This is a genomic window from Phenylobacterium sp. (genome assembly GCF_046290725.1).
In the GTDB taxonomy this organism is placed as follows: Bacteria; Pseudomonadota; Alphaproteobacteria; order Caulobacterales; family Caulobacteraceae; genus Phenylobacterium.
Map to the genome: position 1 here is coordinate 1,644,330 of NZ_JBKBUH010000001.1, position 26,658 is coordinate 1,670,987.

At 70.7% G+C, this 26,658-nt stretch carries 22 protein-coding genes; 10 read left to right on the forward strand and 12 right to left on the reverse strand.

Going from position 1 to position 26,658, the window contains the following annotated elements:
* Positions 1 to 36: 36 nt before the first annotated feature.
* The 4 genes from ACK41C_RS08645 to ACK41C_RS08660 form a co-directional block, all read right to left on the reverse strand.
* Complete coding sequence (locus ACK41C_RS08645; protein WP_409652845.1) at positions 37 to 1,245, reverse strand: acyl-CoA dehydrogenase family protein; 1,209 nt, start codon at positions 1,243 to 1,245, stop codon at positions 37 to 39.
* A gap of 34 nt (positions 1,246 to 1,279) precedes the next feature.
* Entirely contained in the window at positions 1,280 to 2,491 is a 1,212-nt protein-coding gene (locus ACK41C_RS08650; RefSeq protein WP_409652847.1) for an acyl-CoA dehydrogenase family protein, read from the reverse strand.
* Positions 2,492 to 2,566: 75 nt separating this feature from the next.
* Positions 2,567 to 3,778, reverse strand: a complete 1,212-nt coding sequence (locus tag ACK41C_RS08655; RefSeq protein WP_409652848.1) for an acyl-CoA dehydrogenase family protein — start codon at positions 3,776 to 3,778, stop codon at positions 2,567 to 2,569.
* A gap of 77 nt (positions 3,779 to 3,855) precedes the next feature.
* Entirely contained in the window at positions 3,856 to 5,079 is a 1,224-nt protein-coding gene (locus ACK41C_RS08660) for an acyl-CoA dehydrogenase family protein (protein ID WP_409652850.1), read from the reverse strand.
* Positions 5,080 to 5,235: 156 nt separating this feature from the next.
* Here ACK41C_RS08660 and ACK41C_RS08665 point away from each other — a divergent pair, with 156 nt between their 5' ends.
* Entirely contained in the window at positions 5,236 to 6,894 is a 1,659-nt protein-coding gene (locus ACK41C_RS08665; protein WP_409652852.1) for a phosphatidylglycerol lysyltransferase domain-containing protein, read from the forward strand.
* On the opposite strand, the gene ACK41C_RS08670 is transcribed toward ACK41C_RS08665, so the two are convergent.
* Positions 6,891 to 7,097: a hypothetical protein gene (locus ACK41C_RS08670; RefSeq protein WP_409652853.1), complete on the reverse strand. Its 207-nt coding sequence runs from the start codon at positions 7,095 to 7,097 to the stop codon at positions 6,891 to 6,893. The two genes, ACK41C_RS08665 and ACK41C_RS08670, sit on opposite strands and share 4 nt — an antisense overlap.
* 221 nt (positions 7,098 to 7,318) lie before the next feature.
* Between ACK41C_RS08670 and ACK41C_RS08675 the strand changes: the two genes are divergently transcribed.
* The 3 genes from ACK41C_RS08675 to ACK41C_RS08685 all read left to right on the forward strand — a co-directional run bounded on the left by ACK41C_RS08675 (position 7,319) and on the right by ACK41C_RS08685 (position 12,130).
* The gene (locus ACK41C_RS08675) at positions 7,319 to 10,348 is read left to right on the forward strand and encodes a peptidoglycan-binding protein (RefSeq protein ID WP_409652855.1); all 3,030 of its coding nucleotides are present in this window, start codon (positions 7,319 to 7,321) and stop codon (positions 10,346 to 10,348) included.
* 100 nt (positions 10,349 to 10,448) lie between these two features.
* Positions 10,449 to 11,369 (forward strand): sulfite exporter TauE/SafE family protein, encoded by a 921-nt coding sequence (locus ACK41C_RS08680; protein WP_409652856.1) that lies wholly within the window; start codon positions 10,449 to 10,451, stop codon positions 11,367 to 11,369.
* Positions 11,369 to 12,130, forward strand: a complete 762-nt coding sequence (locus tag ACK41C_RS08685) for a TIGR02186 family protein (RefSeq protein WP_409652858.1) — start codon at positions 11,369 to 11,371, stop codon at positions 12,128 to 12,130. The genes ACK41C_RS08680 and ACK41C_RS08685 overlap by 1 nt, the downstream gene beginning before the upstream one ends.
* Positions 12,131 to 12,133: 3 nt before the next feature.
* Here the strand turns inward: ACK41C_RS08685 and pdeM are convergent, their stop codons facing one another.
* The gene (gene pdeM, locus ACK41C_RS08690) at positions 12,134 to 12,862 is read right to left on the reverse strand and encodes a ligase-associated DNA damage response endonuclease PdeM (protein ID WP_409652860.1); all 729 of its coding nucleotides are present in this window, start codon (positions 12,860 to 12,862) and stop codon (positions 12,134 to 12,136) included.
* Positions 12,859 to 15,339 (reverse strand): ligase-associated DNA damage response DEXH box helicase, encoded by a 2,481-nt coding sequence (locus ACK41C_RS08695; RefSeq protein ID WP_409652861.1) that lies wholly within the window; start codon positions 15,337 to 15,339, stop codon positions 12,859 to 12,861. The genes pdeM and ACK41C_RS08695 overlap by 4 nt, the downstream gene beginning before the upstream one ends.
* Positions 15,340 to 15,434: 95 nt before the next feature.
* On the opposite strand from ACK41C_RS08695, the gene ACK41C_RS08700 reads away from it, so the two are divergent.
* From ACK41C_RS08700 to ACK41C_RS08710, 3 genes are all read left to right on the forward strand, one after another.
* Entirely contained in the window at positions 15,435 to 15,869 is a 435-nt protein-coding gene (locus ACK41C_RS08700; protein WP_409652863.1) for a hypothetical protein, read from the forward strand.
* Between the two features lie 158 nt (positions 15,870 to 16,027).
* Complete coding sequence (locus ACK41C_RS08705; RefSeq protein ID WP_409652865.1) at positions 16,028 to 16,903, forward strand: glycosyltransferase family A protein; 876 nt, start codon at positions 16,028 to 16,030, stop codon at positions 16,901 to 16,903.
* 9 nt (positions 16,904 to 16,912) lie between these two features.
* Positions 16,913 to 18,436 (forward strand): lipopolysaccharide biosynthesis protein, encoded by a 1,524-nt coding sequence (locus ACK41C_RS08710; protein WP_409652867.1) that lies wholly within the window; start codon positions 16,913 to 16,915, stop codon positions 18,434 to 18,436.
* On the opposite strand, the gene ACK41C_RS08715 is transcribed toward ACK41C_RS08710, so the two are convergent.
* Entirely contained in the window at positions 18,375 to 19,235 is an 861-nt protein-coding gene (locus tag ACK41C_RS08715) for an FkbM family methyltransferase (protein WP_409652868.1), read from the reverse strand. The two genes, ACK41C_RS08710 and ACK41C_RS08715, sit on opposite strands and share 62 nt — an antisense overlap.
* A gap of 215 nt (positions 19,236 to 19,450) precedes the next feature.
* Between ACK41C_RS08715 and ACK41C_RS08720 the strand changes: the two genes are divergently transcribed.
* The gene (locus ACK41C_RS08720) at positions 19,451 to 22,243 is read left to right on the forward strand and encodes an ATP-dependent DNA helicase (protein WP_409652870.1); all 2,793 of its coding nucleotides are present in this window, start codon (positions 19,451 to 19,453) and stop codon (positions 22,241 to 22,243) included.
* A gap of 1 nt (position 22,244) precedes the next feature.
* Here ACK41C_RS08720 and ACK41C_RS08725 read toward each other — a convergent pair whose 3' ends face one another.
* From ACK41C_RS08725 to ftsE, 4 genes are read right to left on the reverse strand one after another with little or no spacing between them, the layout of a single operon-like run.
* Positions 22,245 to 22,952 carry a lysophospholipid acyltransferase family protein gene (locus tag ACK41C_RS08725; RefSeq protein WP_409652871.1) on the reverse strand — a complete coding sequence of 236 codons (708 nt, stop codon included), beginning with the start codon at positions 22,950 to 22,952 and terminating at the stop codon, positions 22,245 to 22,247.
* Positions 22,953 to 22,957: 5 nt separating this feature from the next.
* The gene (locus tag ACK41C_RS08730; RefSeq protein WP_409652873.1) at positions 22,958 to 23,578 is read right to left on the reverse strand and encodes a YdcF family protein; all 621 of its coding nucleotides are present in this window, start codon (positions 23,576 to 23,578) and stop codon (positions 22,958 to 22,960) included.
* A gap of 8 nt (positions 23,579 to 23,586) precedes the next feature.
* A complete protein-coding gene (locus ACK41C_RS08735; RefSeq protein WP_409652875.1) occupies positions 23,587 to 24,477 on the reverse strand; it encodes a cell division protein FtsX in 891 nt (296 codons plus the stop codon).
* Complete coding sequence (gene ftsE, locus ACK41C_RS08740) at positions 24,474 to 25,193, reverse strand: cell division ATP-binding protein FtsE (protein ID WP_409652877.1); 720 nt, start codon at positions 25,191 to 25,193, stop codon at positions 24,474 to 24,476. Before ftsE ends, ACK41C_RS08735 begins: the two co-directional genes overlap by 4 nt.
* 56 nt (positions 25,194 to 25,249) lie before the next feature.
* On the opposite strand from ftsE, the gene ACK41C_RS08745 reads away from it, so the two are divergent.
* Both ACK41C_RS08745 and ACK41C_RS08750 read left to right on the forward strand, forming a co-directional pair.
* Positions 25,250 to 26,119: a DUF3426 domain-containing protein gene (locus ACK41C_RS08745; protein ID WP_409652879.1), complete on the forward strand. Its 870-nt coding sequence runs from the start codon at positions 25,250 to 25,252 to the stop codon at positions 26,117 to 26,119.
* Positions 26,116 to 26,655, forward strand: coding sequence for a phosphoribosyltransferase (locus ACK41C_RS08750; RefSeq protein WP_409652880.1), 540 nt, complete (start codon positions 26,116 to 26,118; stop codon positions 26,653 to 26,655). Before ACK41C_RS08745 ends, ACK41C_RS08750 begins: the two co-directional genes overlap by 4 nt.
* The last annotated feature ends 3 nt before the right edge of the window (positions 26,656 to 26,658 follow it).

Here is a 26,658-nt window from a genome sequence, read left to right on the forward strand (position 1 = left end):
GTTTCAGTCCCTATGAATTCTCGAATGATCGGATGGTCAGTTGTGCTGGGTGAGGTCCGGCAGGCCGAGGATGCGCTTGGAGATGATGTTGTTCTGCACCTCCTGCGAACCGCCGTAGATCGTCGTGGCCTTGCCGCCGAGCCAGGCGCGCACGGCCGTCAGCTCCTCAGGCTTGAAGGCGTCGCCCTCCCAGCCGAGACCCTGGTGGCCCATGATCTCCAGGGTGAGCTCCGCCTTGTCCTGCATCCAGCGGGTGCCGGCGTTCTTCATGATCGAGGTGGCGGCGCTGGGGCCGGAATTGCCCTTGGATTCCATCATCGCGCGCACGGCGGTCATCTGGAAGGCGCGACCGTCGATCTCGTTCATGATCACGCGGGTGCGCAGGTCGGAATCGGCCAGGCGGCCGGCCTCGTCCACGCCCACATACTCCTTGGCGAGCGCCGGCAGCGGCTTGGCGGCGCCGAACTGACCGCCGCCGCCCGCGCCGGACAGGCCCGAACGCTCGTGCTGCAGCAGACGCTTGGCGATGGTCCAGCCGCCGTTCAGCGGGCCCACCAGGTCCTTCTTCTCGGCGCGGACGTCGGTCAGGAAGGTCTCGCAGAAGGGGGAGTTGCCGGCGATCAGCTTGATCGGCCGAACTTCCACGCCCGGCTGGTGCATGGTGAAGAGCACGAAGGAGATGCCCTCATGCTTCTTGGTCGTGTCGGTCCGCACCAGGCAGAAGCACCAGTCGGCCCACTGGGCGCCGGAGGTCCAGATCTTCTGGCCGTTGATCAGGTAGTGGTCGCCCTTGTCCTCGCACTTGGTCTGCAGGGCGGCGAGGTCGGAACCGGCGCCGGGCTCGGAGAAGCCCTGGCACCACTGGATGTCGCCGCGGCAGATGGGCGGGATATGCTCCATCTTCTGCTCTTCGGTGCCGTACTCCAGCAGGGTCGGGCCGAACATCATCACGCCCATGCCGCCGATGGGGTTGTAGGCGCCGGCGCGGCCCAGCTCCTGCTGGATGATCCGCGCATGGGCCGGCGTCAGGCCGCCGCCGCCATACTGCTTGGGCCAGGTGGGCACGCCCCAGCCCTTTTCGCCCATGGCCTTGCGCCAGGTCTCCTGGTCCTCGCTGGGCTTGGACCGCTCTTCCCGCATCATCGGGTTGGGCCGGCCCTTGAGCGAGGCGGGGAAGTTGGCCTCGATCCACTCCCGGGCCTCAGCCCGGAAGGCGTCGAGATCGCCGCCGCCGAAATCCGCCATCAAAATATCTCCTTGAAAATAGGTCGTTGGAAACTCAGTGCGCCTGCGTCAGGTCGGGCAGACCCAGGATCCGCTTGGCGATGATGTTGTTCTGCACTTCATTCGAGCCGCCGTAAATCGACCCCGCCTTTCCGGAGAGCCAGGACCGCACTGCGGCCAGCTCCTCAGGCGTGAAGCCTTCGCCCTGCCAGCCCAGGCCGTTGTGGCCCATGACCTCCAGCGTCAGCTCGGCCTTGTCCTGGGCGACCTTCATATTGGCGTTCTTCATGATCGAGGTGGCGGCCGACGGGCCCTGATTGCCTTTCGATTCCAACGCCGCGCGCCGCACGGTCTGCTGCAGGGCCCGCTGGTCGATCTCGTTCATGATGATGCGGGTGCGCAGGTCGGTGTCCGCCAGGCGACCCTTCTCGTCCTCGCCCACATACTTCTTGGCGAACACGCCCAGGCTTTCGCCCTTGCCCCCGCCTTCGCCCATGCGCCCGCCCATGCCGGAGCGCTCATGCTGCAGCAGGCGCTTGGCCACCGACCAGCCGCCGTTCAGCGGGCCGATCAGGTTCTCCTTGGGCACCTTCACGTCGGTGATGAAGGTCTCGCAGAAGGGGGAGTTGCCGGCGATCAGCCGGATCGGGCGAACTTCCACGCCCGGCTGGTGCATCGAGAAGACCACGAAGGAGATGCCTTCGTGCTTCTTGGTGGTGTCGGTCCGCACCAGGCAGAAGATCATGTCAGCGTACTGCGCGCCGGAGGTCCAGATCTTCTGGCCGTTGACCAGGAAGTGGTCGCCCTTGTCCTCGGCCTTGGTCTGCAACGAGGCGAGGTCGGACCCCGCACCAGGCTCGGAGAAGCCCTGGCACCAGCGCACCTTGCCGGTCACGATGTCGGGGATGTAGCGCTGCTTCTGCTCTTCGGTGCCGTATTCCAGGAGGGTCGGGCCGAACATGCCCACGCCCATGCCCCCGATGGGGTTCCAGGCGCCGATGCGGGACATCTCCTGCTGCAGCACGCGGGCTTCGGCCGCCGACAGGCCGCCGCCGCCATATTGCTTGGGCCAGGTGGGCGTGCCCCAGCCCTTGGCGCCCATCCGCTCTTTCCAGACCAGGGCGTCGCCCTCGGGCTTCTGCCCCCCCTGAAGGGTCGCCATCTGCAGTTCGGTATTGTGGGCCAGCGACTTCGGAAAATTGGCTTCGAGCCACTCGCGAGCCTCGGCGCGGAACGCCTCCAGGTCGGTCCCTCCAAAATCGGCCATGAAAAATCTCCCTAAAAATTCTTTATCTTAGTATGCATTATAGCATGAAGCGCCACGGCGGGGAGGGCTCCGCCGTCACTTCGGATCGGGCAGGCCGAGCACCCGCTTGGCAACTACGTTCAGGTTGATCTCCGAGGTTCCGCCCTCGATCGAATTGCCCTTGGAGCGGAGCCAGGTGCGGACTGCGGCGAGCTCGGTCTTCTCGAAGGCCTCGCCCTCCCAGCCGAGGCCGGCTTGGCCCAGGGCCTCGACGATCAGCTCGTTGCGGTCCTGGGCGATCTTGGCGCCGGCATATTTCATGATCGAGGTGGCGGCGGACGGGCCGTTTCCGGCCTTCGCCTCGTCGGCCGCGCGGCGCACGGTCAGCTGGAAGGCCTTGTTCTCCATCACGTGCTCGATGATGCGCCGGCGCAGGTCGGAATCCGCCAGGCGTCCGGTCTCGTCCAGGCCCACATACTGCTTGGCCGCCTGTTCGACGGTCAGCATGTTCACCGGCGCGCCGATGGAGCCGCCGCCGAGGCCCGCGGAGATGTTGTCGCGCTCGAACTGCAGCAGGCGCTTGGCCACCGTCCAGCCGCCGTTCAGCGGGCCGAACAGCTGGTCCTTGGGCACCTTCACCTCGGTGAAGAAGGTCTCGCAGAAGGGCGACGTGCCGTTGATCAGCCGGATCGGGCGGACCTCGACGCCCGGCGTGGTCATGTCGATCAGCAGGAAGCTGATGCCCTCGTGCTTCTTCGAGCTGTCGGTGCGCACCAGGCAGAAGCACCAGTCGGCGAGGTTGGCGCCGGAGGTCCAGATCTTCTGGCCGTTCACCAGCCAGTGGTCGCCCTTGTCCTCGGCGCGGGTCTGGAGGCCGGCGAGGTCGGAGCCGGCGCCCGGCTCCGAATAGCCCTGGCACCAGCGCACCGAGCCGGTGACGATGCCCGGCATGTGTTGGCGCTTCAGGGCGTCGGTCCCGTACTCGAGCAGAGTCGGCCCGAACATCATCACGCCCATGCCGCCGATCGGGTTGCGGGCGCCGACCTTGGCCATCTCCTCGGCGAGAACGCGGGCCTGCGGGCGCGAAAGCCCGCCGCCGCCCCACTCCTTGGGCCATGTGGGAACGCCCCAGCCCTGGGCGCCCATGGCCTCGCGCCAGCGCCGCGCCGGCTCGCTTTCCGGCGCGCCCTGCATCTTCGCCAGCTGGGCCGCGGAATCTTCCCGCAGCTCCGCGGGGAAGTTCTCTTCCAGCCAGTCCCGGGCTTCGGCCCGGAAGGCCTCGGTGTCGTCGCCGCCGAAATCGGCCATGGGAAATCTCGCTTCTGAAAAGTCGTCGTTCGAAAGTCGAAGGGCGCCGGCCGGAAAATTGACCGGCGCCCGAAAGCTTACTTCGGATCAGGCAGGCCCAGCACCCGCTTGGCCACCACGTTCAGGTTCACCTCCGAGGTGCCGCCCTCGATGGAATTGCCCTTGGACCGCAGCCAGCCGCGGGTGGCGATGAGCTCCTGCGGACTGAAGCCTTCGCCCTCCCAGCCCAGGCCCTGATGGCCCAGCAGCTCCACCATCAGCTCCGAGCGCTCCTTGGCGAATTCGGCGGCGGCGTACTTGATGATCGAGGTGGCGGCCGAGGGGCCGTTGGAAGCCTTCGATTCCGCCGCCGTGCGGGCGATGGTCATGTAGAGGCACTGGAAATCGATCTTGTTCTTGGTGACCCGCATCCGCAGGTCGGAATCGGCCAAGGCGCCGGAGGCGTCCACACCCGCATAGGCCTTGGCCATCTGGCCAAGATCGCCGGCGGCGCCGCCCGCTCCACCGCCGCCGCCGAAGCCGCCGGAGATGTTCTGGCGCTCGTACTGCAGCAGGCGCTTGGCGATCTCCCAGCCGCCGTTGACCTTGCCCACCAGATTGCCCTTGGGGACCTTCACGTCGGTGAAGAAGGTCTCGCAGAACGGGCTCTCACCGGAGATCAGCTGGATGGGCCGCGTCTCGACGCCCGGCGTCGTCATGTCGATCAGCACGAAGGAGACGCCCTCGTGCTTCTTGGTGGTGTCAGTCCGCACCAGGCAGAAGCACCAGTCGGCCTTGTTGGCGTAGGAGGTCCAGATCTTCTGGCCGTTGATCAGCCAGTGGTCGCCCTTGTCCTCGCACTTGGTCTGCAGCGAGGCGAGGTCGGAGCCGGCGCCCGGCTCCGAATAGCCCTGGCACCAGCGGATTTCGCCACGGATGATCTTCGGCAGGTGTTCGCGCTTCTGCTCTTCGTTGGCGTATTCAAGCAGGACCGGCCCCAGCATCCAGACGCCGAACGAGGCCAGCGGCGTGCGATAGCGGCCGGCCGCCAGCTCCTGGTCCAGCACACGCGCCTGCTGCGGCGAAAGGCCGCCGCCGCCGTATTCCTTGGGCCAGGTGGGGGCCGTCCAGCCCTTCTCAGCCATCCGCCGCATCCAGACGATCTGTGGGTCGTCGCTGCCTTCGAAGGCGCGGCCGCCCCACATGGCCTCCGGATCGACCTTCGCCTTCGGGTCCCGAAGCTCGGCGGGATAGTTGGCCTCCAGCCACTCGCGCACCTGCGCGCGGAATGCGTCGAGATCGCCGCCTCCGAAGTCGGCCATGGAGTCCTCCCGGGTCAGTTGGGCTTGCGGCCGTCACCTTAGCGCCGGGCGCCCCAAGAGCAAGCGATACGAACAGCTGTTTGACTGGCGACCGCGCTTGCGGCGGCGAAATCGCGTTATATGTGTCGCGACCCTCAGGCGAACCTCGGCGGGCGGATGCGATTCTGGCGTGAACTGAAGCCCGCGGTCTATGCGGCCGCGCCGCTGGCCTCGGCCGTCCTCACCCTCCTTGCGGGTCTGATGCTGCTGGCTTCGGCGGCCACCCCGACCATCCCCTCCCGCTACCTTCAGCTCTACGAGTTCGCGCCGGTCCTCCTGATCGAGGTCAGCCACTTCCTGTCCAGCGTGATGGGGCTGGCCCTGGTGCTCATCGCCTTCGGGCTGAAGGCGCGGCTGGACGCGGCCTGGGCGGCGGCCGTCGCCGCCCTGCTGATCGCCGCGCCCCTTGCGATCGTGAAGGCCTACGCCTGGGAGGAGGGGGCGGCGCTCGCCGTCCTGGCCCTGCTGCTCCTGCCCTTGCGCGGCGCCTATCCGCGGCGGGCGCGGCTCTCGCAGATGGAGGTGACGCCCGGCTGGCTGATCTCGGCCGCCGCGGCCGTCGCAGGAGTCGGCCTGCTCGGCTTCTGGTCGTTCGAGAACGCCGACTATGGCGCCCAACCGTTCTGGCGGGTCATGGCCGACGAGGACGCCGCCCGCGCCCAGCGCGCCTGGGTGGCGGTGGCCCTGCTGCTGTTCGCCTTCGGGCTGTGGCGGCTGTTCGCTTCGGCGGCGACGCCGAAGGTCGCCGGCGAGGCCGATCCCGAGCTTGCGCGCGTCCGCGCCATCCTTTCCAGGGCCGAGGAGGCCGAGCCGAGCTCCAACCTCGCCCTGCTGGGCGACAAGCGCTTCATCTTCTCGCCATCCGGCGAGAGCTTCCTGATGTTCGGCATCCGCGGCCGGTCCTGGATCTCGCTCGGGGCGCCGGTCGGGCGCCGCGACGAGCGGCTGGACCTGATGTGGCGGTTCCGTGAACTGGCTGACGCCCACGCCGCCCGCCCCGGCTTCTACGGCCTGGACGCCGAGCATCTGCCCGACATCGTCGAACTCGGCTTCTCCATCGCCAAGGTGGGCGAAGCTGCGGCGGTCTCGCTCGACACCTTCACCATCGAGGGGACGAAACGCGGCAACCTGCGGCGCGCCTGGCGCCAGGCCTGCGAGGCCGGCGCCCAGTTCGAGGTGGTCCCGCCCGAGCGCGTGCACGAGATCATGCCGCAGCTGCAGGCCATCTCCAACGCCTGGCTGAAGCATCACGCCGGCGGCGACAAGAGCTTCTCCATGGGCGGGTTCTATCCCCGCTACGTCTGCGAATTCCCCGTCGGGATCGTGCGTTTCGAGGGCGAGATCGTCGCCTTCGCCACCTTGTGGGTCACCGCCGCCAGGACCGCCTTCTCCATCGACCTCATGCGCTATGTCGACAAGGGACCCCGGCGCATCATGGACTATCTCTTCGTCGAGCTTATCGAGTGGGGGCGGCGAGAAGGCTATCAGGCGGTGGACTTCGGCATGGCGCCGCTGTCGGGCCTGGACGACCGGCCGCTGGCGCCGATCCTCAGCCGGGTGGGCAACCTGCTCTTCGAGCGGGGCGAGGAAATCTACAATTTCCAGGGCGTGCGGGCCTACAAGGGCAAGTATGACCCCGTCTGGCGGCCTCGCTACATCGCCGCCCCGAACCGCTGGGCGATCCCGCTGGTCCTGGCCGATATGGGCCTCTTGACCTCCGGAGGCGTGGCCGGTCTCGCCAAGCGCCCGCGCGAGCCGGCCAAGGCGGCGGCCTAGAAGCGCCCGGTCTGCACGCCCAGCAGGTTCACCGCGTGCACGACCATCAGCACCGCGCCCATAGCGGCGGTGAGCATGATCAGGCGCCAGGGCGCCATCCTCGGCCCCTTCGACAGGTCGGGCGGCCGCGCGCCTCGCCAGCCGGCGAACAGGGCGAGGGCGGCGAAGGCGACGAGAAGGCCAAGCGTAATCGGAAGGCTCATGGTGCGACGGCGTAGCGCAGCGCCGATTCCGGCGCCAGGGCGACGAGGCCTGGACCGTTAAGACCGCATTAACCCTGTTGGCGTTGGGGTTTCCGACGGGGCGGCGCACGGTCCCCATCATCCACAGGCAATCGCGCCGAACGCTAGATATAGCGTTAACGCCGCGTTTACACCCCAAGGATCGGTGCTAGCGTCAGCCAAGGTGCTGGAGAAACGATTCGATGACGTCGGGGGCGCCCTGGAGCGTCAAGGGGATCGACCCTAAGGCTCGGGAGGTCGCGAAGGACCTGGCCCGGCGATCGGGCATGACCCTGGGCGAGTGGCTCAACCGGATGATCCTGGAGGACGAGGGGCCGGAGGAGATCACCTCCGAATCCTATTTCTCGGAACGCCCCAAGGCCTATTTCGAGGCCGCTCGAGCGCCCGAGCGTCCCGCCCGTTACGAGGCGCCCGAACATCCCGCCGACGAGATCGGCCGCGTCGCCCTCGCCCTCGACAAGCTCTCAGCCCGCATCGAGCAGTCCGAAGGCCGCACCGGCCTTGCCGTCGCCGGCGTCGAGCAGTCGGTGCGCGAGGCCATCGCCCGCATAGAGGCCGCCGAGCGCGACCATGTGGCGGTCGCGGCCCGGTTCGAAGGCGCGGTCGAAGAGGCTCGCGACGAGCAGCAGAAGCTCGCCGAGCGGGTGCGCAAGATCGAGAAGGACGCCGCTGGCCCCCGCTCCACCGAGGCTCTGCACGCGCTGGAGACCGCGCTCGGAAAGGTCGCTGGCCACCTCTACGAGGGCGAAACCCGCACCCGCGAGGCGCTGGAGACCCTGGAGAACCGGGTCGACAACCTCGCCGGCCGCAGCGGCGGCTCCGCCCCCGACCCCGCCGCCGTGATCGAGGCGGTGGTGGCCCGGGTCGGCGAGCGGCTGACCGAGGCCGAGGGACGCACCGCGGAAGCCCTGCAGAGCCTCGGCGAGGCCTTTTCCGCGCTCGACACGCGCCTGAGCGCAGTGGAGGACGGCGCCGGCCCCGCCATCGAACAGCGGCTCGAGGCGCTGGCCGAAACCCTGTCGGCCCGGGTCGAGGCGGCGCGCGGCGAGATCGCCCAGAAGCTCCAGGCCTCCGCCGACGGCCGCTTCGACCGGATGGAGCGGACGCTGGGCGAAATGGCCGAGCACGTCCGCCAGGCCGAGAAGACCTCCGCCCAGGCCATCGAGCGCATGGGCCAGGAGGTCCTGACCATCGCCGAGACCCTGACCCGGCGGGTCCAGGCCGGCGAGCAGCGCAGCACCCAGGCCATCGAACAGGTGGGCGGCGAGGTCGCGCGCATCGCCCAGACGGTGGAGAGCCGCCTGTCACGGGCCGACAGCGTGCACGCCGAGGCGCTGGAGCGCCTGGGGGCGGAGATTTCCCGCATCACCGAGCGCCTGGCCGAACGCGTCGGCGCCGCCGAGCGCCGGTCGGCCCAGGCCATCGACGATGTCGGCGAGCAGGTGGCCCGGGTCACCGAACGCATCCAGGCGCGCCAGGACCGGGTCTCCGAGGAGATCGCCGAACGCATCCGCCAGAGCGAGGAGCGCACCGCCCGCCTGCTGGAGGAGGCGCGCGAGAAGATCGACCGCAGCCTGGCCGAGTCCCAGCGCCGCGCTGTCGCGGCGGCGCCCGCCGCCGATCCGTTCGCAGAGGATCCGTTCCCGGCCTTCGGTCCGGCCGAACCCGCCGCCGATCCGCTGGCCGCCCCGCCGTTCGCCGCGCCTCAGGCCGCCTTCCCGCAGCCGGAGCGCCCAGCCTTCGAGGCGGAGGACTTCGAGGCCGCCGACGACTTCGTGCGCATCGAGGAAGACGCCGCGCCGCCGGCCCAGGCGGAGGCTCCGGAAGCTGGCGAAACGGCCGATGAGCCCGCCGCCGACCCGTTCGCGCCCCAGGCCCTGGCGGCGGAGTTTCTGCGCCCGTCGGGCGACCGCATGGAGGCGGAGGACGAAGAGGCGGGCGCCGAGGTCGAGCCTGTCGAGCCGTTTCCGGCGGCCGAGCCCGCCGCTTCCGCCGAGGCGCCGGAGGCCCTGGCGGACCTGGGCCGTCCGCTTTCCACCCGTGAGGTCATCGAGCAGGCGCGCGCCGCCGCCCGCTCGGCCGCGACCAACGGCGACTCCCGCAAGGCCGGCGTGAAGGCCAAGCCGAAAGCGAGCAAGACCAGCGGTTTCACCCTCTTCTCCGGCCTGGGCGCCAAGCCGAAGGCGAAGCGCCGGGCCGGTTCCAGCCTGCAGACGGCCCTGCTGATCACCGGCGGCGCGGCCTTCCTCAGCCTCGGCGCGGCCGGCTTCATCATCGCCGAGGGTGAGCCGGGCGGGGAAGCGCCCAAGCGGGTCGCCGACGCCATCGGCCTGGGGCGCTCCGGCCCGATCGCCGCCAAGGAAACCGACGGGTCGCCTTTCGGCGAAAACCCGCGGGTCTCGGTCGCCCTGGCGCCCCAGCCGCTCTCCACTCAAGGTCCCGCGCCCGCCGCCGCCGAGAGCGCAGAACTTTCCGGCATGTACGAGGACGCCGTCCGCGCCATCGAGGCGGGGGAGGCGGGCGGCGTCGAGGACCTGCGCAAGGCCGCCAATCTCGGCCATTCGCCGTCGCAGTTCTTCCTCTCGAAGCTCTACGAGAACGGTTCGGCGGGCGTGCCCAAGGATCTGGCCGAAGCCCGCCGCTGGACCGAACGCGCGGCCCAGAACGGCAACCGCCACGCCATGCACAACCTCGCCATCGCCTATGTCGACGGCAAGGGCGGGCCGAAGAACTCCACCATGGCCGCCCAATGGTTCCGTCGCGCCGCGGACCTGGGCCTGGTGGACAGCCAATACAATCTCGCGGCCCTCTACGAACAGGGCCTGGGCGTCAGTCAGAACGCCGCCGAGGCCTATAAGTGGTACCTGATCGCCGCCAAGTCCGGCGACGAGGAGGCGCGCGCCAGCGCCGCGCGCGTGCGCGCCCTGCTGCCGCCGGAAGCCCGCACCGTGGCCGAGCGGGCCGCCGTGGCCTTCCGGCCCGCCGCGCCGGCGCCCCAGCCCGCGCGCACGGCGACCGCAGCGATGGATCCCTCCGTGGCGACGGCGCAGAGGGCGCTGTTCCGGCTCGGCTACTACAAGGGTCCGCTCGACGGCGTGACCTCGCCAGCCCTGGAGGGGGCCGTGGCGCAGTATCAGGCGCGGGAAGGGCTGCCCGCCACCGGCTCGCTCGACCAGGCCACGGTGGCGCGGCTCTCGGTCTTCACGCGCTGAGCGCCGCCGGGTTAGGTTAGGCTGCTCCGCAGAAACGACCTTTCCGCCCTCCGCCCCCGCGGCGGCCGGGCGTCCATCCCTTTTCGCCCAGGGCGCGCCGTTGGATATCTATCTGCCCATCGCCGAGGTTTCGGTGAACGCGCCGCTCCTGGTGGCGCTGGGCGCGGCGGTGGGGTTCATCTCCGGCCTGTTCGGGATCGGCGGCGGTTTCCTGATGACGCCGGTGCTGGTCTTCATGGGCATTCCGCCTGCGGTCGCGGTGGCCAGTGAGGCCAATCACGTCGCCGCCTCCTCAACTTCCAGCGTGATCTCCTATACCCGCCGCCGGGCGGTGGATTTTCGCATGGGGGCGGTGCTGGCCGCAGGCGGGGCCGTCGGCGCCTTCGTCGGGGTCGAGATCTTCCGCTGGCTGCGCCTGCTGGGCCAGGCCGAACTGGTGGTCTCGTTCTCCTATCTGATCTTTCTGGGCGTGATCGGCGGGCTGATGCTGGTGGAGTCGCTGGGCTCGGTCCTGCGCCGCCGCAGCGGCCAGCCGCCGAAGCCGCGCCGCACCCGGCGGCCGCCGTGGCTCTACGGCCTCCCCTTCAAGATGCGCTTTCCGCGCTCGCGGCTCTATATCAGCGTGCTGCCGCCCATCGTCCTGGGGGTCTTCGTCGGCATCCTCTCGGCGATCATGGGCGTGGGCGGCGGCTTCGTGCTGGTGCCGGCCATGGTCTATATCCTGCGCATGCCGGCGGGCGTGGTGGTGGGCACCAGCCTCTTTCAGATCATCATCACCACCTCGCTCACCAGCGTGCTGCAGGCGGGACGGAACCAGACGGTCGACGTGGTGCTGGCCACCCTGCTGCTGATCGGCGGGGTCCTGGGCGCGCAGGCCGGGGCCCGGGCCTCCTACCGCTTCCGGGCCGAGGAACTGCGGGTGCTCCTGGCGCTCATCGTGCTGGCGGTCGGCCTCAGGATGGGGCTGGAGTTGTTCATCACGCCAGAGGATCCCTTCATCCTGATGTCGGGGGCCGAGTGATGACGCCCGACTTGCCCCCGCAACCGGCTGCGGCGATCTCGGCGGCGCTGACCACCACCGAGGTGCGGGTCACCTCCAGCTTCCGCGGCGCTAAGATCGTGCTCTACGGCGCGATCTTCGATCCGGCCGACCGCCCCAGCGATGTGGTCGTCGTGGTCCGCGGGCCGGAAGCGCCGATCCGCATCGCCCGCAAGACGCGGATCGCAGGCCTGTGGCTCAATTCGCGCCCGGTGGTGTTCGAGGGCGCGCCGGGCTTCTACATGGCCGCCTCCACGCGGCCGCTGGACGAAATCGCCGGCTTCGGCGCCCTGCGCCAGATGGGCGCCGGCATCGACCACCTGGCCATCAACGCCCCCACCGAGCAGCGGGTGGAGACGCGCTACGGAGTCCGCGACGTGGTGGTCAGCCGCCTGGGCGACGACTATCTCGACTGGCGCCGCGCGGTGGTGCGGTTGAAACAGAAGGCCGGCCTCTACGCCGCCGACGAGGACGGTGTGGTGTTCGTCGACGACAACCTCTTCAAGGCCGAGATCGACCTGCCCTCCGGCGCGCCGACCGGCGCCTACACCGCCGAGATCGTTCTGTTTCAGAACGGGGAGGCCGTCTCCCAGCGGGTTCGGGAACTGACGGTCGAGAAGGCCGGGATCGAGCGGGCCCTCTATCTCTTCGCCCATCGCCGGCCGTGGTTCTACGGCCTGGCCTCAGTCGCCCTGGCCCTCGCCGCCGGCTGGGCGGCCTCGGTGATCTTCCGCCGGAACTGACGGTCAGTCGGAGACCAACGAGCGCCAGCCGACGGCCCGCACGCGGTCGGCTCCCAGCGCGCCGCAGAACGGCGCGCGCGAGAACAGCCCGGCAAACGCGGCGTCGCGCACATTGAGTCCGCCGGCATAGGCGCCGAAGGCGGGGGTCACCAGACGGTCGCCGTCGGTGACGAAGCAGCGCCGCCGCACCATTCCCCGCGTGGACGTCACCTTGGCGCAGGGGTGCAGGTGCCCCGCCACCTCGCCGCGCTGCGGCCCGGCCATCGGTTCGTGGCGCAGGATCAGGCCCGCGACCGCCAGCTCGTCCACCGTCTCGCCGGGCAGGGCGCGGGGGCCGTCGGCGTCGTGATTGCCCACCACCCAGACCAGGCGCGTCCGGGCCGCCAGATCGCGCAGGGCGGCCGTGTCGTCCTCGGCCAGCCGTTCCTCCGAGGTCCGATCGTGGAACGTGTCGCCCAGCAGCACCACCGCCGCGGGCGCGCTCGCCGCCACCTCCGCCGCCAGTCGCCGCAGGGTGTCGCGGGTGTCGTACGGCGGCAGCAACTGGCCGCGCATGGCGTAGGACGAGCCCTTCTCCAGGTGCAGGTCGGCGACCACAAGCATCCGGGCCGCGGCGATCCACAGCGCGCCGCTGGGCCGCAGGATCACATCCGCACCGGCGAGCGTCGTCGCCAGCCCGCCGCAGGGGCTGTGCGCCAAGTCATAGGGAGCCGGGGCGACGAGCGTGCTCATCGCATGGCCTCGGCGATCAGGTCGGCTTCGGCCTCGGCGAGCACCATCTCGCCGGCCTGGCCGGGCGTCCGCTCCTTGCCGATCTCCAGCAGCATCGGCACCGAAAACGGCGAGAGATGATCCAGCGCAGCATGGCGGATCTTACCCTCGATGCGCGCCAGCATCTGGCCCAGCCGGGCCACGTCGATCATGCCGGTGGCGGCGTCCTCGCGCGCGCAGCGCAGCAGCAGGTGGTCGGGTTGGTGTCGGCGCAGCACGTCGTAGATCAGGTCGGTCGAAAAGGTGATCTGGCGTCCGGTTTTCTCTTCCCCCGGGAATCGCCGCTCGATGAGTCCGGAGATGATCGCACAGCCCTTGAAGGCGCGCTTCATCATGAAGCTCTCGGCCAGCCACGCCTCGAGGTCGTCGCCGAGCATGTCCTGGGCGAAGAGTTCGTCGAAATCGAGTCCGTCCATCGGCTTCAGCGCCCAGATCGCCATAGCGTAGTCGTTGCAGACGAAGCCCAGGGGAGCCGCGCCCAGCCGCTCCAGCCGGCGGGTCAGCAGCATGGCCAGGGTGGTGTGCGCCAGGCGGCCTTCGAAGGGATAGACCACCATGAAGTGCCGCTTGCCGCGCGGGAAGGTCTCCAGCAGCAGCTCGCCCTCCCTGGGGATGATCGACCGGTCGCGCTGGATCTCCAGCCATTCGCGCACATCGGCGGGCAGCACCTTCCAGTGCTCCTGGTCGTACATCAGCTCGCGTACCCGCTTGGCCAGGAAGGTGGACAGCGCGAACTTCGAACCGCCCCAGGAGGGCATCTTCGGGTCCTTGTGATTGGCAGGTGAAACCAGGACCTCGACGCCCGTCACCGCCACCAGCGACCAGACCTGGCCGGCGAAGACGAAGGTGTCGCCGGGATCGAGCATCTCCAGCATGCCCTCCTCGACCTCGCCGATCTTACGGCCGCCGCGGCGGGATTTGCCCATGGCGATCCGCACCGCGAGCATGGCGGGCGAGACGATGGCGCCGACGTTCAGCCGATGGCGCAGGGCGGTCTGGGCGTTGCGGACCCGCCAGCGACCATCCGGGCCCTTCACGATCCGGCGGAAACGGTCGTAGGTCTTGAGCGCGTAGCCGCCGGTGGAGACGAAATCGACCACCTGCTCGAAATCCTCCCAGGCGAGGTCCCGATAGGGGCCGGCGCTGCGGACCTCGTCGTACAGCTCCAGAAGGTCGAAAGGCTCGGAGCAGGCGCAGCCCATGATGTGCTGGGCCAGCACGTCCAGCGCGCCGACCCGCGGCGGATCGCCGTCGAAGCGGTTCTCGGCGATGGCCTCGCGCGCGGCCTGGCATTCCAGCATCTCGAAGCGGTTGGCGGGCACGAACAGGGCGCGGCTGGGCTCGTCCAGTCGATGGTTGGCCCGCCCGATCCGCTGGACCATGCGGCTGGCGCCCTTCGGGCTGGCCAGCTGGATCACCAGGTCCACGTCGCCCCAGTCGATGCCCAGATCGAGCGTCGAGGTGCAGACCACCGCCCGCAAGGCGCCGCGGGCCATGGCCGCCTCGACCTTCCGCCGCTGCTCGGCGGCCAGCGAGCCATGGTGCAGGGCGATGGGCAGGTTGTCCTCATTCAGCCGCCACAGCTCCTGGAAGGCGAACTCCGCCTGAAAGCGGGTGTTGACGAAGACCAGCGCGGTTCTCGCACCCTTGATGGCCTCGTAGACCTCGGCCATGGCGTGCTGGGCCGTATGTCCCGCCCAGGGCACGCGGCCCTCTGAGAGCAGCAGGTCCACCATCGGCTCCGCGCCCTTCGGCCCACGCACGAGATCGACGGTGGTCTCCGGTTCAGGATGGTCCGCCGGCGCTCGGGCCATCCAGCGGCGGATCACGTCGGGATCGTCGACCGTGGCCGAGAGGCCGACGCGCCGCAGCCGCGGCGCAAGCTGCTGCAAGCGTGCGAGGCCCAGCGCCAGCAGGTCGCCGCGTTTGGAGGCGTGCAGGGTGTGGATCTCGTCCAGGATTACGCAGGAGAGGTCTTCGAAATAGAGCCTGGCCCCCTCCCAGGCGCAGAACAGGGCCAGCTGCTCGGGCGTGGTCAAGAGGATGTCGGGCGGTTTCACCCGCTGGCGCTGGCGGCGCCCCTGGCCGGTGTCGCCGGTGCGGCTCTCGGCGACGATCGGCAGGCCCATCTGGAGGATCGGCGCCATCAGGTTGCGTTCCACGTCGACCGCGAGAGCCTTGAGCGGCGAGATGTACAGGGTGTGGATTCCGCGCGGCGTGTTGGCCGGCGGCCGCTCGGCCAGTTCGATCAGGCTGGGCAGGAAGCCGGCCAGGGTCTTGCCTCCGCCGGTCGGGGCGATCAGCAGGGCGTCGCGCCCCGCCTTCGCCTTGGCGACCATCTCCAGTTGATGCGCGCGCGGGCTCCAGCCGCGGCCGGCGAACCAGTCGGCGAACCTGGCGGGCAGGAGGTCGGCGGAGAGGGCGGCCGCGTCGGGCATGGCCGCCTATATCATGTTCCCGTTCCGTTTCACGCAAGCGGCTTGACGATGAGCCGCAGCGGGGGGCTCATGGCGCAGGTCTTTGGAGACGCGAAATGCGACACCTCGGATTGGGCCTCGCCTTCGCCGTCCTGCTGGGCGGACCCGCCGCGGCCCAGGTGGACACGCCGCCGAACTGTCACTGGGTCGGCGCCAGCCCCGACGCCCGGACGCTGGAGCTGTGGTGCCGCGGGGACGACGGCCGCGCCCGCCCGACGGGCCGCATGCTTCATCAGAGCGGAACCGCCCCGCCCGACTGTCCGCGCGGCCAGGTCTATGACGGCGCCCGCTGCATCGCCGAAGCCGCAGCGCTCGCCGCCCTGCCGCAGGCGCCCTATGTGGCTCCGCCACCGGCCGTCGCAGGACCCTATCCCAAGGGGCCGGCGCCTCGGGTGCTGCTGTTCCGCGATCGTCGCGGGCAGGGCGACCGCGGCATGGCCTGCGTCGACGATCGCGGCGTCACCGTCTGCCGTCCGATCCCCGTGCCTTGAGGCGCGAGCGCCGCCGCCTTTTCGACATCGAAGCGTCATAGCAGCGCGGGCGATCAAACCCTGGGCGTTTGCTAGAAGCGCCTCGAGAGTCCGCAGGCCTCGGCTGTACGAGCCGAGGCGGGCCGCCTAAGCCTTGGGCCCGAGCTTGGAGGAGATCGATGGCGTCGGCAGTGGTGATCCCCGCCCGGAACCGTGCGAGTCTGATCGGCCGGGCCGTGGAGAGCGCGCTCGCCCAGACCCTTCCGGTCGACGAGGTGGTCGTCGTGGACGACGGTTCCACCGACGACACGCCGGAGATCGTCGAGACCCTCGCCCGGCGCGACGACCGCGTACGGCTGGTGCGGTTGCCGGCGTCCGGCGGGGCGGCGGCGGCGCGCAACCGCGGCGTGGCCGCCACCCGCTGCGACTGGATCTGCTTCCTCGATTCCGACGACGCCTGGCGGCCGGACAAGCACGCCGCCCAGACCCAGGCGCTGGAGGGCGCGCCGGATGCGGTCGCAAGCTTCACCGGATTGCGGTACGAGTCCAAGGACGGCGACTTCGAGGTTGCGCCGCCGGCGGTGGTGGACGTGGCGAGCCTGCGCGGCGCCAATGTGGTGGGAAGCACCTCCTCCTCGATGGTCCGACGCGACGCCTTCGATGCGGTGGGGGGCTTCGATCCCGACCTGCCCAGTTGCCAGGACTGGGATCTGTGGCTGAAGCTGCGGCAGGTGGGGGCGTTCGCCATCGTGCGCGAGCCGATGGTGACCTTCTTCCAGGACTCCGACGGGCGGATTTCCCGCAACCGCGACGCCGTCTTCGCGGGGCACGAGGTGATGTTCACACGCGCCCTGGAGGGGGTGAGCGGCTACGAGCGCAGGAAGGTGAGGGCGCGCCATAAGCATCGCCTGGCTCAGATCATGCTGTACGATTTCGGCGACCCGGCTGGCGCGGCCAGGGCGGCCGCCCGCTCCCTGGCGCTCCGGCCGACCCGCAGCGCGGTCCGTCTGCTCTGGCAGGCGGCGGGCGTGGCGCTCGGAGGGCCGCGCGATTAGGCTTCGGCCATGGATCATCGTGGGGGGCGCCAGGTGCCAAGCCTGAAGGGCCGCCTCGTGCGCGGCGCGGCCTGGTTGGTGGCCGCGCGCCTGGTCGTGAACCTGATCGGGTTCCTGAGCACCCTGCTGCTCGCCCGGCTGCTGACGCCGGCGGATTTCGGCCTCGTCGCCATCGCCACCGGCGTGCTGGCGATTCTCGGCGCGGTCACCGAGCTCTCGCTCTCCAGCGCCCTGATCCATTCGAAGGCGCCGGGCGAAGACCACCTGAACACCGCCTGGACGCTCAACATGGCGCGCGCCCTGCTGGTAGGCGTGGTGTTCTCAGGCCTCGCCTGGCCCGTGGCGCTCTTCTACCACGACCCGCGCCTCTTCCCGGTGATGCTGCTGCTGGCCCTGGCGGCGATGATCAATGGCGCGAGCAATCCGCGCATCCCCTTGATGGCCAAGCAACTGATCTTCTGGCAGGAATTCGCCCTCGGCGCCGGATCGAAGCTCGCCGGCTTCCTGGCCGCGGCGGCCATCGCCCTGATCTACCGCAGCTATTGGGCGCTGGTGGTCGGTTCGGTGGTGGCCCAGGCGGCCAATGTGGCGCTCTCCTACCTGTTCGCCCCCTATCGTCCGCGCGTCAGCCTGGCCAAGGCGCGCGAGCTCTGGTCGTTCTCCGGCTGGCTGACCCTGGGCCAGATCGTCAACACCTTGAACTGGAACCTCGATCAGCTCCTGATCGGTCGGTTCCTCAGCAAGACGGACCTGGGCTTCTACAAGGTCGGTGGAGATCTCGCGGCGATCCCGACGCGGGAGGCGACCACGCCCTTCGTCCAGGTGCTGTTCGCCGGCTTCGCGGCCGTGCGCGAGGACCGACCCCGTCTGCAGGAAGCCGTCGCCGCCTCCCAGGCCCTGACCTTCGCCATCGCCGCCCCGCTGGGGATCGGGCTCGCCTATGTGGCTGAGCCGGTGGTTCTGCTGGTGCTCGGCGAGAAATGGCTTCCGGCGGCCCTGGTCATCCAGATCATGGCCTGCCTCTACGCGATCCAGACGCTCACTCTCACATCGCAGCCGCTCGGCCTGGCCTTGGGTCGCACCAAGCTGATGTTCCAGCGCGACCTGCTGGTCTTCGTCACGCGCATCCCGTTCGTGGTCGGCGGGCTGGTCCTCGGCGGGCTGCTCGGCGTGGTCGTGGGGCGTTTCCTGGCCGGGCTGATCCATGTGGGCGTCAACGCCTGGCTGATCCGCCAGCTCGCCGGCATGCGGGTTCTGCGACAACTGCAGGCGGTGTGGCGCACGGCCGCCAGCGTCGCGGCCATGGCGGGTCTGCTCGCCCTGGCGGGCCCGTTCCTGCCTGCGGGCGAGGATCCTGGGCGGCTGGCGTTGCGGGTCGGCTTCCAGGTGCTGCTGGGAGGCGGCGCCTACGTGGCTGTCCACCTCGGCTTATGGATGGCCTCCGGCCGCGGCCCAGGGGCCGAGCGGCGGATCATGGAACTGGGACGGCATGCGCTTTCGCGGCTAGCGCCGGCCTCGCCGGCGGCGCGCTGACCGCCGGGCCGACGCGGACGAAGACCTCGTTGTAGTGGGCCGCCGCGCCCAGGCCGCGGCGCGGCTCGAACCCGGCCTCGGCGAAGGCGGCGTAGAGGCCGTGTTCGTCATGGCCGAACCGGCGCAGGAATTCGGGATCGATCTCGGCGATCACGGTCCGCACCTGTGGGCGCCGGAGGAACTGGCGCAAGGCGGCGACCACCTGGCCTTCCGCGCCCTCCACGTCGATCTTGATCACCGTCTCCCGCTCGCCGAGAATCTCGTCGAACAGGGCCGCCAGGCCGTCGAAATGCATCTGCAGCACCGACGCCTCGCCCGACCGGTCCAGCCGCCCGACGCCGGAGTGGGAGTCCTTTCCCGGCGCGAAGCGCGCGATCGTCGTCGCCTCTCCGACCGCGGCGTTGAAGGGGAACAGGTTGCGCGCGCCGTTCGCCGCCGCATTGGCGACCAGGTCCCGGAAGACCGGCAGCGACGGTTCGAACGCCAGGACCACGCCCCGTTCGCCCACGCGCTGCGACGCGACCAGGGAGAAGAGGCCGGCATTGGCGCCGATGTCGATGAAGGCCATGCCGGGCTGGAGCGCGCTCACCTCGGCGAAGACGTCGTCGTAGTCGGAACGGAAGCAGCCTGAGATCGAGGCGAGATTGGTGAAGTCGCGCGGGCGGGCGTGCATACGCACCCCGTAGTAGGAGCGCACGGGCCGCCCCTGAACCAGCGGCAGCAGCAGATGGCGCAGCAGCCACTTCTTCCCCCGGTGGCGGGGCGCGGCGAGGTAGGCGTCGAGGAGCCTGGTCAGCATTCGGTCGTCCGTCTCCTGCTTCCGTCGCCCGCCCTCGCATTGCAGGCCTAGCCGCTTTGCCCGCCGCCGCAAAGCGGAGCCATGGCTTGAGCGGCCACTTCGTGCGTTCTGCCGATCCAGAGGGCGAAGCCCTCGATAGCAGGCCAATGCGACGACTTCGCCGGGGGCGATGGGTTCCCGTTTCGTTTCGGGGCGGAGTCGGGTAGCAAGTCCGGGTGAACGCGCTCGCCCCCGCCCTCGATCTCGCGCCCGCCCTGGTGGTCCTGCCCGGGCCCCGGGCCGCCGCCGCCGATGCGGGGCGCGCCGAGGCGATCCGCCCGCCCGAGGCTCGCGACCTCTTCGAAGGCGGCCCCGTCCTGACGGCCCACGCGGCGATGACCGCGCGGCGCCTGGGTCTGAACGCGCCGCCGCGTTCGCCGCGGATGTTCGACGCGCTCGAGCTCTTCGCCTTCGTCCGGCCGGCCAGGTTCTGCGCGCCGTCCGCGGCCGGCCTCGCCCTGGCGCTGGGTCTGGAGGAGCCGAAGGGGGCGGCCGCCCAGGCCGCCGCCCTGCGGGAAGCCTGTACGCGCCTGCTGGCGGAATTGGCCGCCGAACCCCAGCCCAGCCGGGAGGAGGCGCTGGCTCTGGCGGAGACCCTGGCGCGCGCCGGCTGGGCCTGGGGGCCGGCGGTCATCGGCGCCCTCCGCTCGGCGCCGGTCGGCAACCAGTTCCGAAGCTCCGGCCTCGACGTCTGGACCCGGATCATGGAGTGGGAGGACCAGGCGCCCGCCGGCGAGGCGGGTTCGAAGCCCGTAGGGGGCGACGCCGCAGCGGACCGGCTGGCCGAACTCCTGCAACGGGCTGGGCTGGACGAGGCTCGTCCCGCCCAGGCCGAGTTCGCCGCCGAGGCCGCCTTCGCCTTCCAGCCGCGCGAGCGCGAGGGCGAGCCGCGGATGATGCTGGCCGAGGCCGGCACGGGCGTGGGCAAGACGCTCGGCTATTTGGCGCCGGCCTCGCTCTGGGCCGAGGCGAACGGACCGGCGGTCTGGGTCTCGACCTATACCCGCGCCTTGCAGCGCCAGATCGAGCGGGAGAGCCACGCGGTGTTCCCCGATCCCAAGGCGCGGGCGAAGAAGGCCGTGGTCCGCAAGGGGCGGGAGAACTATCTCTGCCTGCTCAATTTCCAGGAAATGGCCAACACCGCCCAGCTCGGCGGGGCGGACCTGATCGGCCTCGGCCTTTCCGCCCGCTGGGCGCGCGCCACCCGCGACGGCGACATGACCGGCGGCGACTTCCCGGCCTGGCTGCCGACCCTCTTCGCCACGCCGCCGGCGGCCCAGGCCAGCGCCGCCAATCTGGTGGACCGGCGCGGGGAGTGCATCCACGCCGGCTGTCCCCACTACCGCACCTGTTTCGTGGAGAAGGCGATACGCGGCTCGCGGCGGGCCGACCTCGTGATCGCCAATCACGCCCTGGTGCTGACCCAGGCGGCCTTCGACGGCGCGCGGGCGGCCCGCGGCTCCAAGGCCGACGGCGAAACCACCCAGCTCAAGCGCATCGTCTTCGACGAGGGCCACCACCTGTTCGACGCCGCCGACGCCGCCTTTTCGGCGGCGCTTTCGGGGGCGGAAGCCGCCGAGCTGCGGCGCTGGATCCGGGGTCCCGAGGGCCGCGGCCGCCGCGGCCGGGGGCTGGAAGCCCGCCTGATGGACATGCTGGGCGACCGGGAGGAGGCGCGCCGCGCGCTCACCGACGCGCTCCACGCCGCCGCCGCCCTGCCGGGCGAGGGGTGGTCCGGCCGCATCGCGCCGCCGAACGGCGAGGTCAATCCGATCGGGCCGATCGAGGCGTTCCTGGTGGCGGTGATCGAACAGCTGCGCGCCCGTGCGGCCGCCTCCGACATCGGCATGGAGTGCGCCGCCCGGCCGGCGCTCGACCTGGTCCGCGCCACCGCCCGCGACGCCGCCGTAGCTCTGGGGCGGATCGAGGCGCCGTTGCTGGCGCTCGCCCGCCACCTCGAGGATTTGCTCGACGACGAGGCGGCCCAGATGGTCACCAGCGACCGGGCGCGGATCGAAGGGGCGCTGCGGGGCCTGGACCGCCGCTGCCGCATGCTGCTGCCGGCCTGGCGCTCCATGCTGCGGGCCATCGACGAGGACGCCGAGGACGATCCGGACTTCGTCGACTGGTTCGACGCCACCTTCCTCTATGGCCGCGTCGTCGACGCCGCCTGCCGCCGCCATTGGGTCGATCCCACCGAACCCCTGACCAATGCGGTGATCGCGCCGGCGCATGGGGTGCTGGTGACCAGCGCCACCCTGTCGGACGCCACCCTCGACGATCCCTTCGCCCTCGCAGAGATGCGCACCGGGGCCGCCCGGCTGCCGGACCGGCCGAAGACGCTGAAGCTCGCCTCGCCCTTCGACTACGCCGCCAACGCGCGGGCCTTCGTGGTCACCGACGTGGGGCGGGATGATCCGCGCCAGGTGGCCGCGGCCATGCGCGAGCTGTTCCTGGCCGCCGGCGGCGGCGGGCTTGGCCTCTTCACCGCCATCCGCCGGCTGCGGGCGGTGCACGACCGCATCGCCGCGCCGCTCGCCGACAAGGGCCTGGCCCTCTACGCCCAGCACGTCGATCCGCTTGAGGTCGGCGCCCTGGTCGACATCTTCCGCGCCGAGGAGGACGCCTGCCTGCTGGGCACCGATGCGGTGCGCGACGGCGTCGACGTGCCGGGCCGCTCGCTGCGCCTGCTGGTCTTCGACCGGGTGCCCTGGCCGCGGCCCGACATCCTGCACAAGGCTCGCCGCGCCCGCTTCGGCGGCAAGGCCTATGACGACGCCCTCGCCCGTGGCCGCATCGCCCAGGCCTTCGGCCGTCTGATCCGCCGGGCCGACGACAAGGGCGTCTTCGTGATGCTGGACGCCCAGGCCCCGACGCGGCTGTTCTCGGGCCTGCCGCCCGGCGTGACGGTCGAGCGCCTGGGCCTAGTGGAGGCCATCGAGGCGACCCAGGCGTTCCTGGCGCCGTAGATTAGAGCGGCAGCAGCTTGGCCGAGGCGGTTTCGATCCGCTCTTCCAGGGTGCGCATGAATTCCGCCCGTTTCAGGCCGGGCGGGATCGGCTCCAGGTATTCGAAGACGATGGTCCCCGGCTTGCGGATGAAGCCGTGCCGGGGCCAGTGCACGCCGGAATTGGTCGCGACCGGATGCACCGGCACGTCGATCTCGCGATAGAGGGCCGCGATGCCGGGCTTGTAGTCGCCGGCGACGCCCGGGTCTCCGCGCGTGCCCTCGGGGAAGATCACCACCTGGCGGTTCTCGGCGAAGCGCTCCCGGGATTCCCGCACCAGCTTCTTCAGCGCCGCGGCATGGCCGTCCCGATCCACGACGATCATCTTCACCTTGCGGGCGTACCAGCCGAACCAGGGAATCCACATCAGCTCCTTCTTCATCACGAAGCAGGAGGCCGGCAGCCAGGCGAACTGGGCGAAGACGTCGTACATGCACTGATGCTTGGGCGCGACCAAGGCGGGGCCGGTGGGCAGGTGCTCCCGGCCGCGCACCTCCACCCTGATCCCGCACACCGCCCGCAGCAGCACGGCGATGCCGCGCCCCCAGAGGGCGAACATCCGCAGGATCCAGCTCGACGGCCCCAGCAGCAGCGGCGTGCACAGGATCGCGACCGCCGCCGACCACAGATAGAACAGCACGACGAACAGGAAGGAGCGGAGGGCGATCAACGCGTTCAGCCTTTCTTCGCGGCCGCGGCGGGCTCGGGCCGGCCGCCGAGACTCAGCACCGCTTCGCGGCCCAGGATGGCCAGATACTTGGAATACTCGCCCACCATCAACCGGACGCCGCCGGTCGTGCGCCACCACCTTGCCGGATCCACCACCGAGGTCCGCACCGGATAGGCGACCAGCCGTGCGTCCGGCATGGCCCCGCGCAGCTCCAGCATGGCGCGCGGCATGTGGTAGTCGGCGGTCACGACGATCAGGCTGTCGAAGCGCATGGCGCGCGCCCAGTCCTGGGTTTCGCGCGCATTGCCGACGGTGTTGGCGGCGCTGAAGCCGAGATCGACGCAGCAATCGTAGAGCCGGCGCGCCGCGCGGCTGACCATGCGGATGTCCTCCCGCGAGGCCTCGCGGCTGACGCCGGAGACCAGCATCCGCTGGGCGCGGCCGTTCTCAAGCAGCTCCATGGCCGCGCCGATCCGCTCGTTGGAGCCGGCGCCGGTCAGGGCCACCACGCCCTGGGCGCGTCCGGGATCCCTGGGCGGGGTCGAGCGCTCGACCCGGGCGACGAAGGCCAGAAAGCCGGAAGCCCAGATGACCGCCAGAACGATGATTGCGACCAGTCCCTTCATGGCGAACGTCAATCCAGCTCGCGGATCAGCGCCTGGGCCGTCAGGCGCGCGGCCGCCGCCGCCACGGCCGCCGCAAGCAGCGGGGCGGGGACCACCGCGACCAGATCGATCCAGCGGATCGGCAGTACGGGCGTCAAGCCTTCGCCTCCCCCGGAGATGCGTAGGACGGCGCCGATGATCGCCGCGCCCGCCGCGCCGAACAAGCCCGCCGTCGCGGCCATGCGGGCGAAGCGCGCCTGGAATAGCCGGGCGATGAAACCATCCTCCGCGCCGGCCAGGTGAAGCACCTCGACCACGTCGCGATGCGCCGCCAGGCCCGCGCGGGTGGCGAAGGCCACCGTCGCGCCCGCGGCGCCGGCGATCAGCAGGAAGACCGCCGCCCCAAAGCCTTGGGCCACGCGCGCCGCCCGCTGGATGTCCTCCATCCAAACCGAATGGTCGTCCACCACCGCATCCAGGCCCTGTGTCTTCAGCGCGCGGTCCAGCGCCGCGGCCGTCGCCGGGTTCTCGCGTTCCAGCCGCACTTCCACCAGGCGAGGCACCGGCAGGTCGCCGAGATCAGCCAGATCGCCCAGCCAGGGGGCGACCAGCGCCTCGGCCTTCTCCTTCTCCAGGGCCCGGGCTTCCGCTACGCCGGGAACCCCGGCGAGGGTCTCGGCCGCCCGCGCGGCCGCTCCATCTGGAGTCTCGTTGGCCTTGGCGCGCACGATCACCGTGGCCTCGGCGGCGAGCTGACCGCTCCAGCCGCGGGCGGCGCGGTTGGCCGCCAGCACCGACAGCGCCGTCAGGCAGGCCAGGAAGCACAGCGTCGCGACCACGAAGATCAGCGCCCCGTCGCGGCTGTCGCCGTCGGGCAGGAAGGGCGCCGGGCGCCAGCGGTCGGGATCGAGCGGACTCACCGGGCGGGCGCCCCGCCCTCGACCAGCCGCCCCTGCTCCAGGTGCAGCACCGGCATGCCCGATCGCGCCACCAGGTCCCGGTCGTGGGTGGCGATCAGCACCGTGGCCCCCAGGCGATTCAGCTCCACGAACAGGCGGAAGATCCGCAAGGCCATCTCGTGGTCCACATTGCCGGTGGGTTCGTCGGCGAGCAGGATATCCGGGCGGTTGACCACCGCGCGGGCGATGGCCAGCCGCTGCTTCTCGCCGCCCGCCAGCGTGGCGGGCATGGCGTGCATGCGGCTGCGCAGGCCTACCCAGGCCAGGAGCTCGGCCACGTCCTGGCGGTAGCTGGCCGGCCGGCGGCCGGCGATGCGCAGAGGCAGGGCGGCGTTGTCGAAGGCCGACAGATGGTCCAGCAGCTTGAAGTCCTGGAACACCACCCCGATCCGGCGGCGCAGGAACGGCCGGTCCTCGGCCGCCACGGTCGAGACGTCCTGGCCGAACAGGTGGAGCAGGCCGCGCGACGGCTTGGCCGCCAGGAAGATCAGCTTCAGCAGCGAGGACTTGCCGGCCCCCGAGGCGCCGGTGACGAAGTGGAACGAACCCGGCGCCAGCGAGAAGGAGAGGTCGCGGAGGGTCTCGGGCGCGCGCCCGTAACGCATCGATACATCATCGAAGCGGACGACGGCGTTGTCGGCGTCGTGCGCGCCGGATGCGTTAGGGTTTCTGGACATGAAGGCCGAAATCGGCGACCTCGATGGAGGTTGCGGGAGCGTCGCGATTCGGCCGCATGATACTGACCTGTCCAGAGTGCGCCACCAGCTATTTCGTGGACGATTCCAAGATCCCCGCGGAAGGCCGGGCCGTGAAGTGCGCCGCGTGCGGCGCGCGCTGGACCGCGCATCGTTCTGAGGAACTCGAGCTCGAGGTCTCGGAGGAGGAAGGCGCCGTAGCCCGCGAGGCCGCGCCGGCGGAAGAACCCGAGCCCGCCGTCAGCGAACTGCCGGGCGAGGCTCTGCCCAGGGCGTTCCGCCAGCGGGCGGAGACCGAGCGCCGGGTGCGCGAAGCGGCGACGACGGGCATCGTCTGGGCGGCCATGGCGGGCGCCCTGGTGGTGATGGCCGCCGTGGCGGTGGTGTTCCGCGTCGACGTGGTGCGTCTGTGGCCGCAGGCGGCCAGCGCCTACGCCAGCATCGGCCTGCCGGTGAACAGCCTGGGCCTGGTGATCGAGAACGCCCAATGGGAGCCCTCGCTGCAGGACGGCCACCCGGCCATGTCGGTGTCCGGCTCCATCCGCAATATCGAGGACCATCCGGTGGTCTCGCCGCCGCTGCGCATCCGCCTGCTGGACCAGAACAATCGGCCGGTCTCCACCAAGATCGCGCGGCCGGCCGACGCCACGGTGCCCCCCGGCGAGACGCGGCACTTCGCCATCGCCGTCCTCGATCCGCCGCGCACCGCCGCCTGGCTGGAGATCGGCTTCGCCCTGGACGAGGACGCCAGGACCGCCAAGACCGCGCCCCAGGCCAAGATCCGCGCGCCGGTGGAGGAGACGCCGGCCCTGCGCCCCTCGACCGAACTGCCTGCCGTGGAGGCCCTGCCCCTGCCGGCCGGTTCCCCCGACGCCCTGCCGGTCCATCCGGAAGGGGCGCAGCCGTGACCCAGGCGGCGGGAGGGCGCGAACCCGTCGTCCTGGTCGACGAGGCCGAGGTCGCCGCCCGGGTCGAAGGCCTCGCCCGACGCATCGCACCGGAGATCGACGACGACACCGTGGCCGTCTGCCTGCTGACCGGGGGGCTGTGGTTCGCCGCGGATCTGACGCGGGCCCTGGCGCGCAACGGACGTCACGTGCGCTTCGACGCCCTGTGGCTCGCCTCCTATGGCGACGAGCGGGCGAGCCTGGGGCGCTGCGAGGTGCGCGCCGACCTGCAGCGGCCGCTGGCCGGGCGCACGGCGCTCATCCTCGACGACGTGATCGACACCGGCCTGTCGCTTTCGGAGGCCCATCGCCTAGTGCGCGACGCCGGCGCCAGCCGCGCCTTGACGGCGGTCTTCGCCTCCAAGCCCTGGCCGACGCCCCGGGCGATCACGCCGGACTTCGTCGCCTGGGAGGCGCCGGCCCGTTTCCTGGTGGGCTACGGCATGGACGCGGCCGGCACGCTGCGCGGCCTGCCCTATATCGGTGCGCTGGACTGAGGC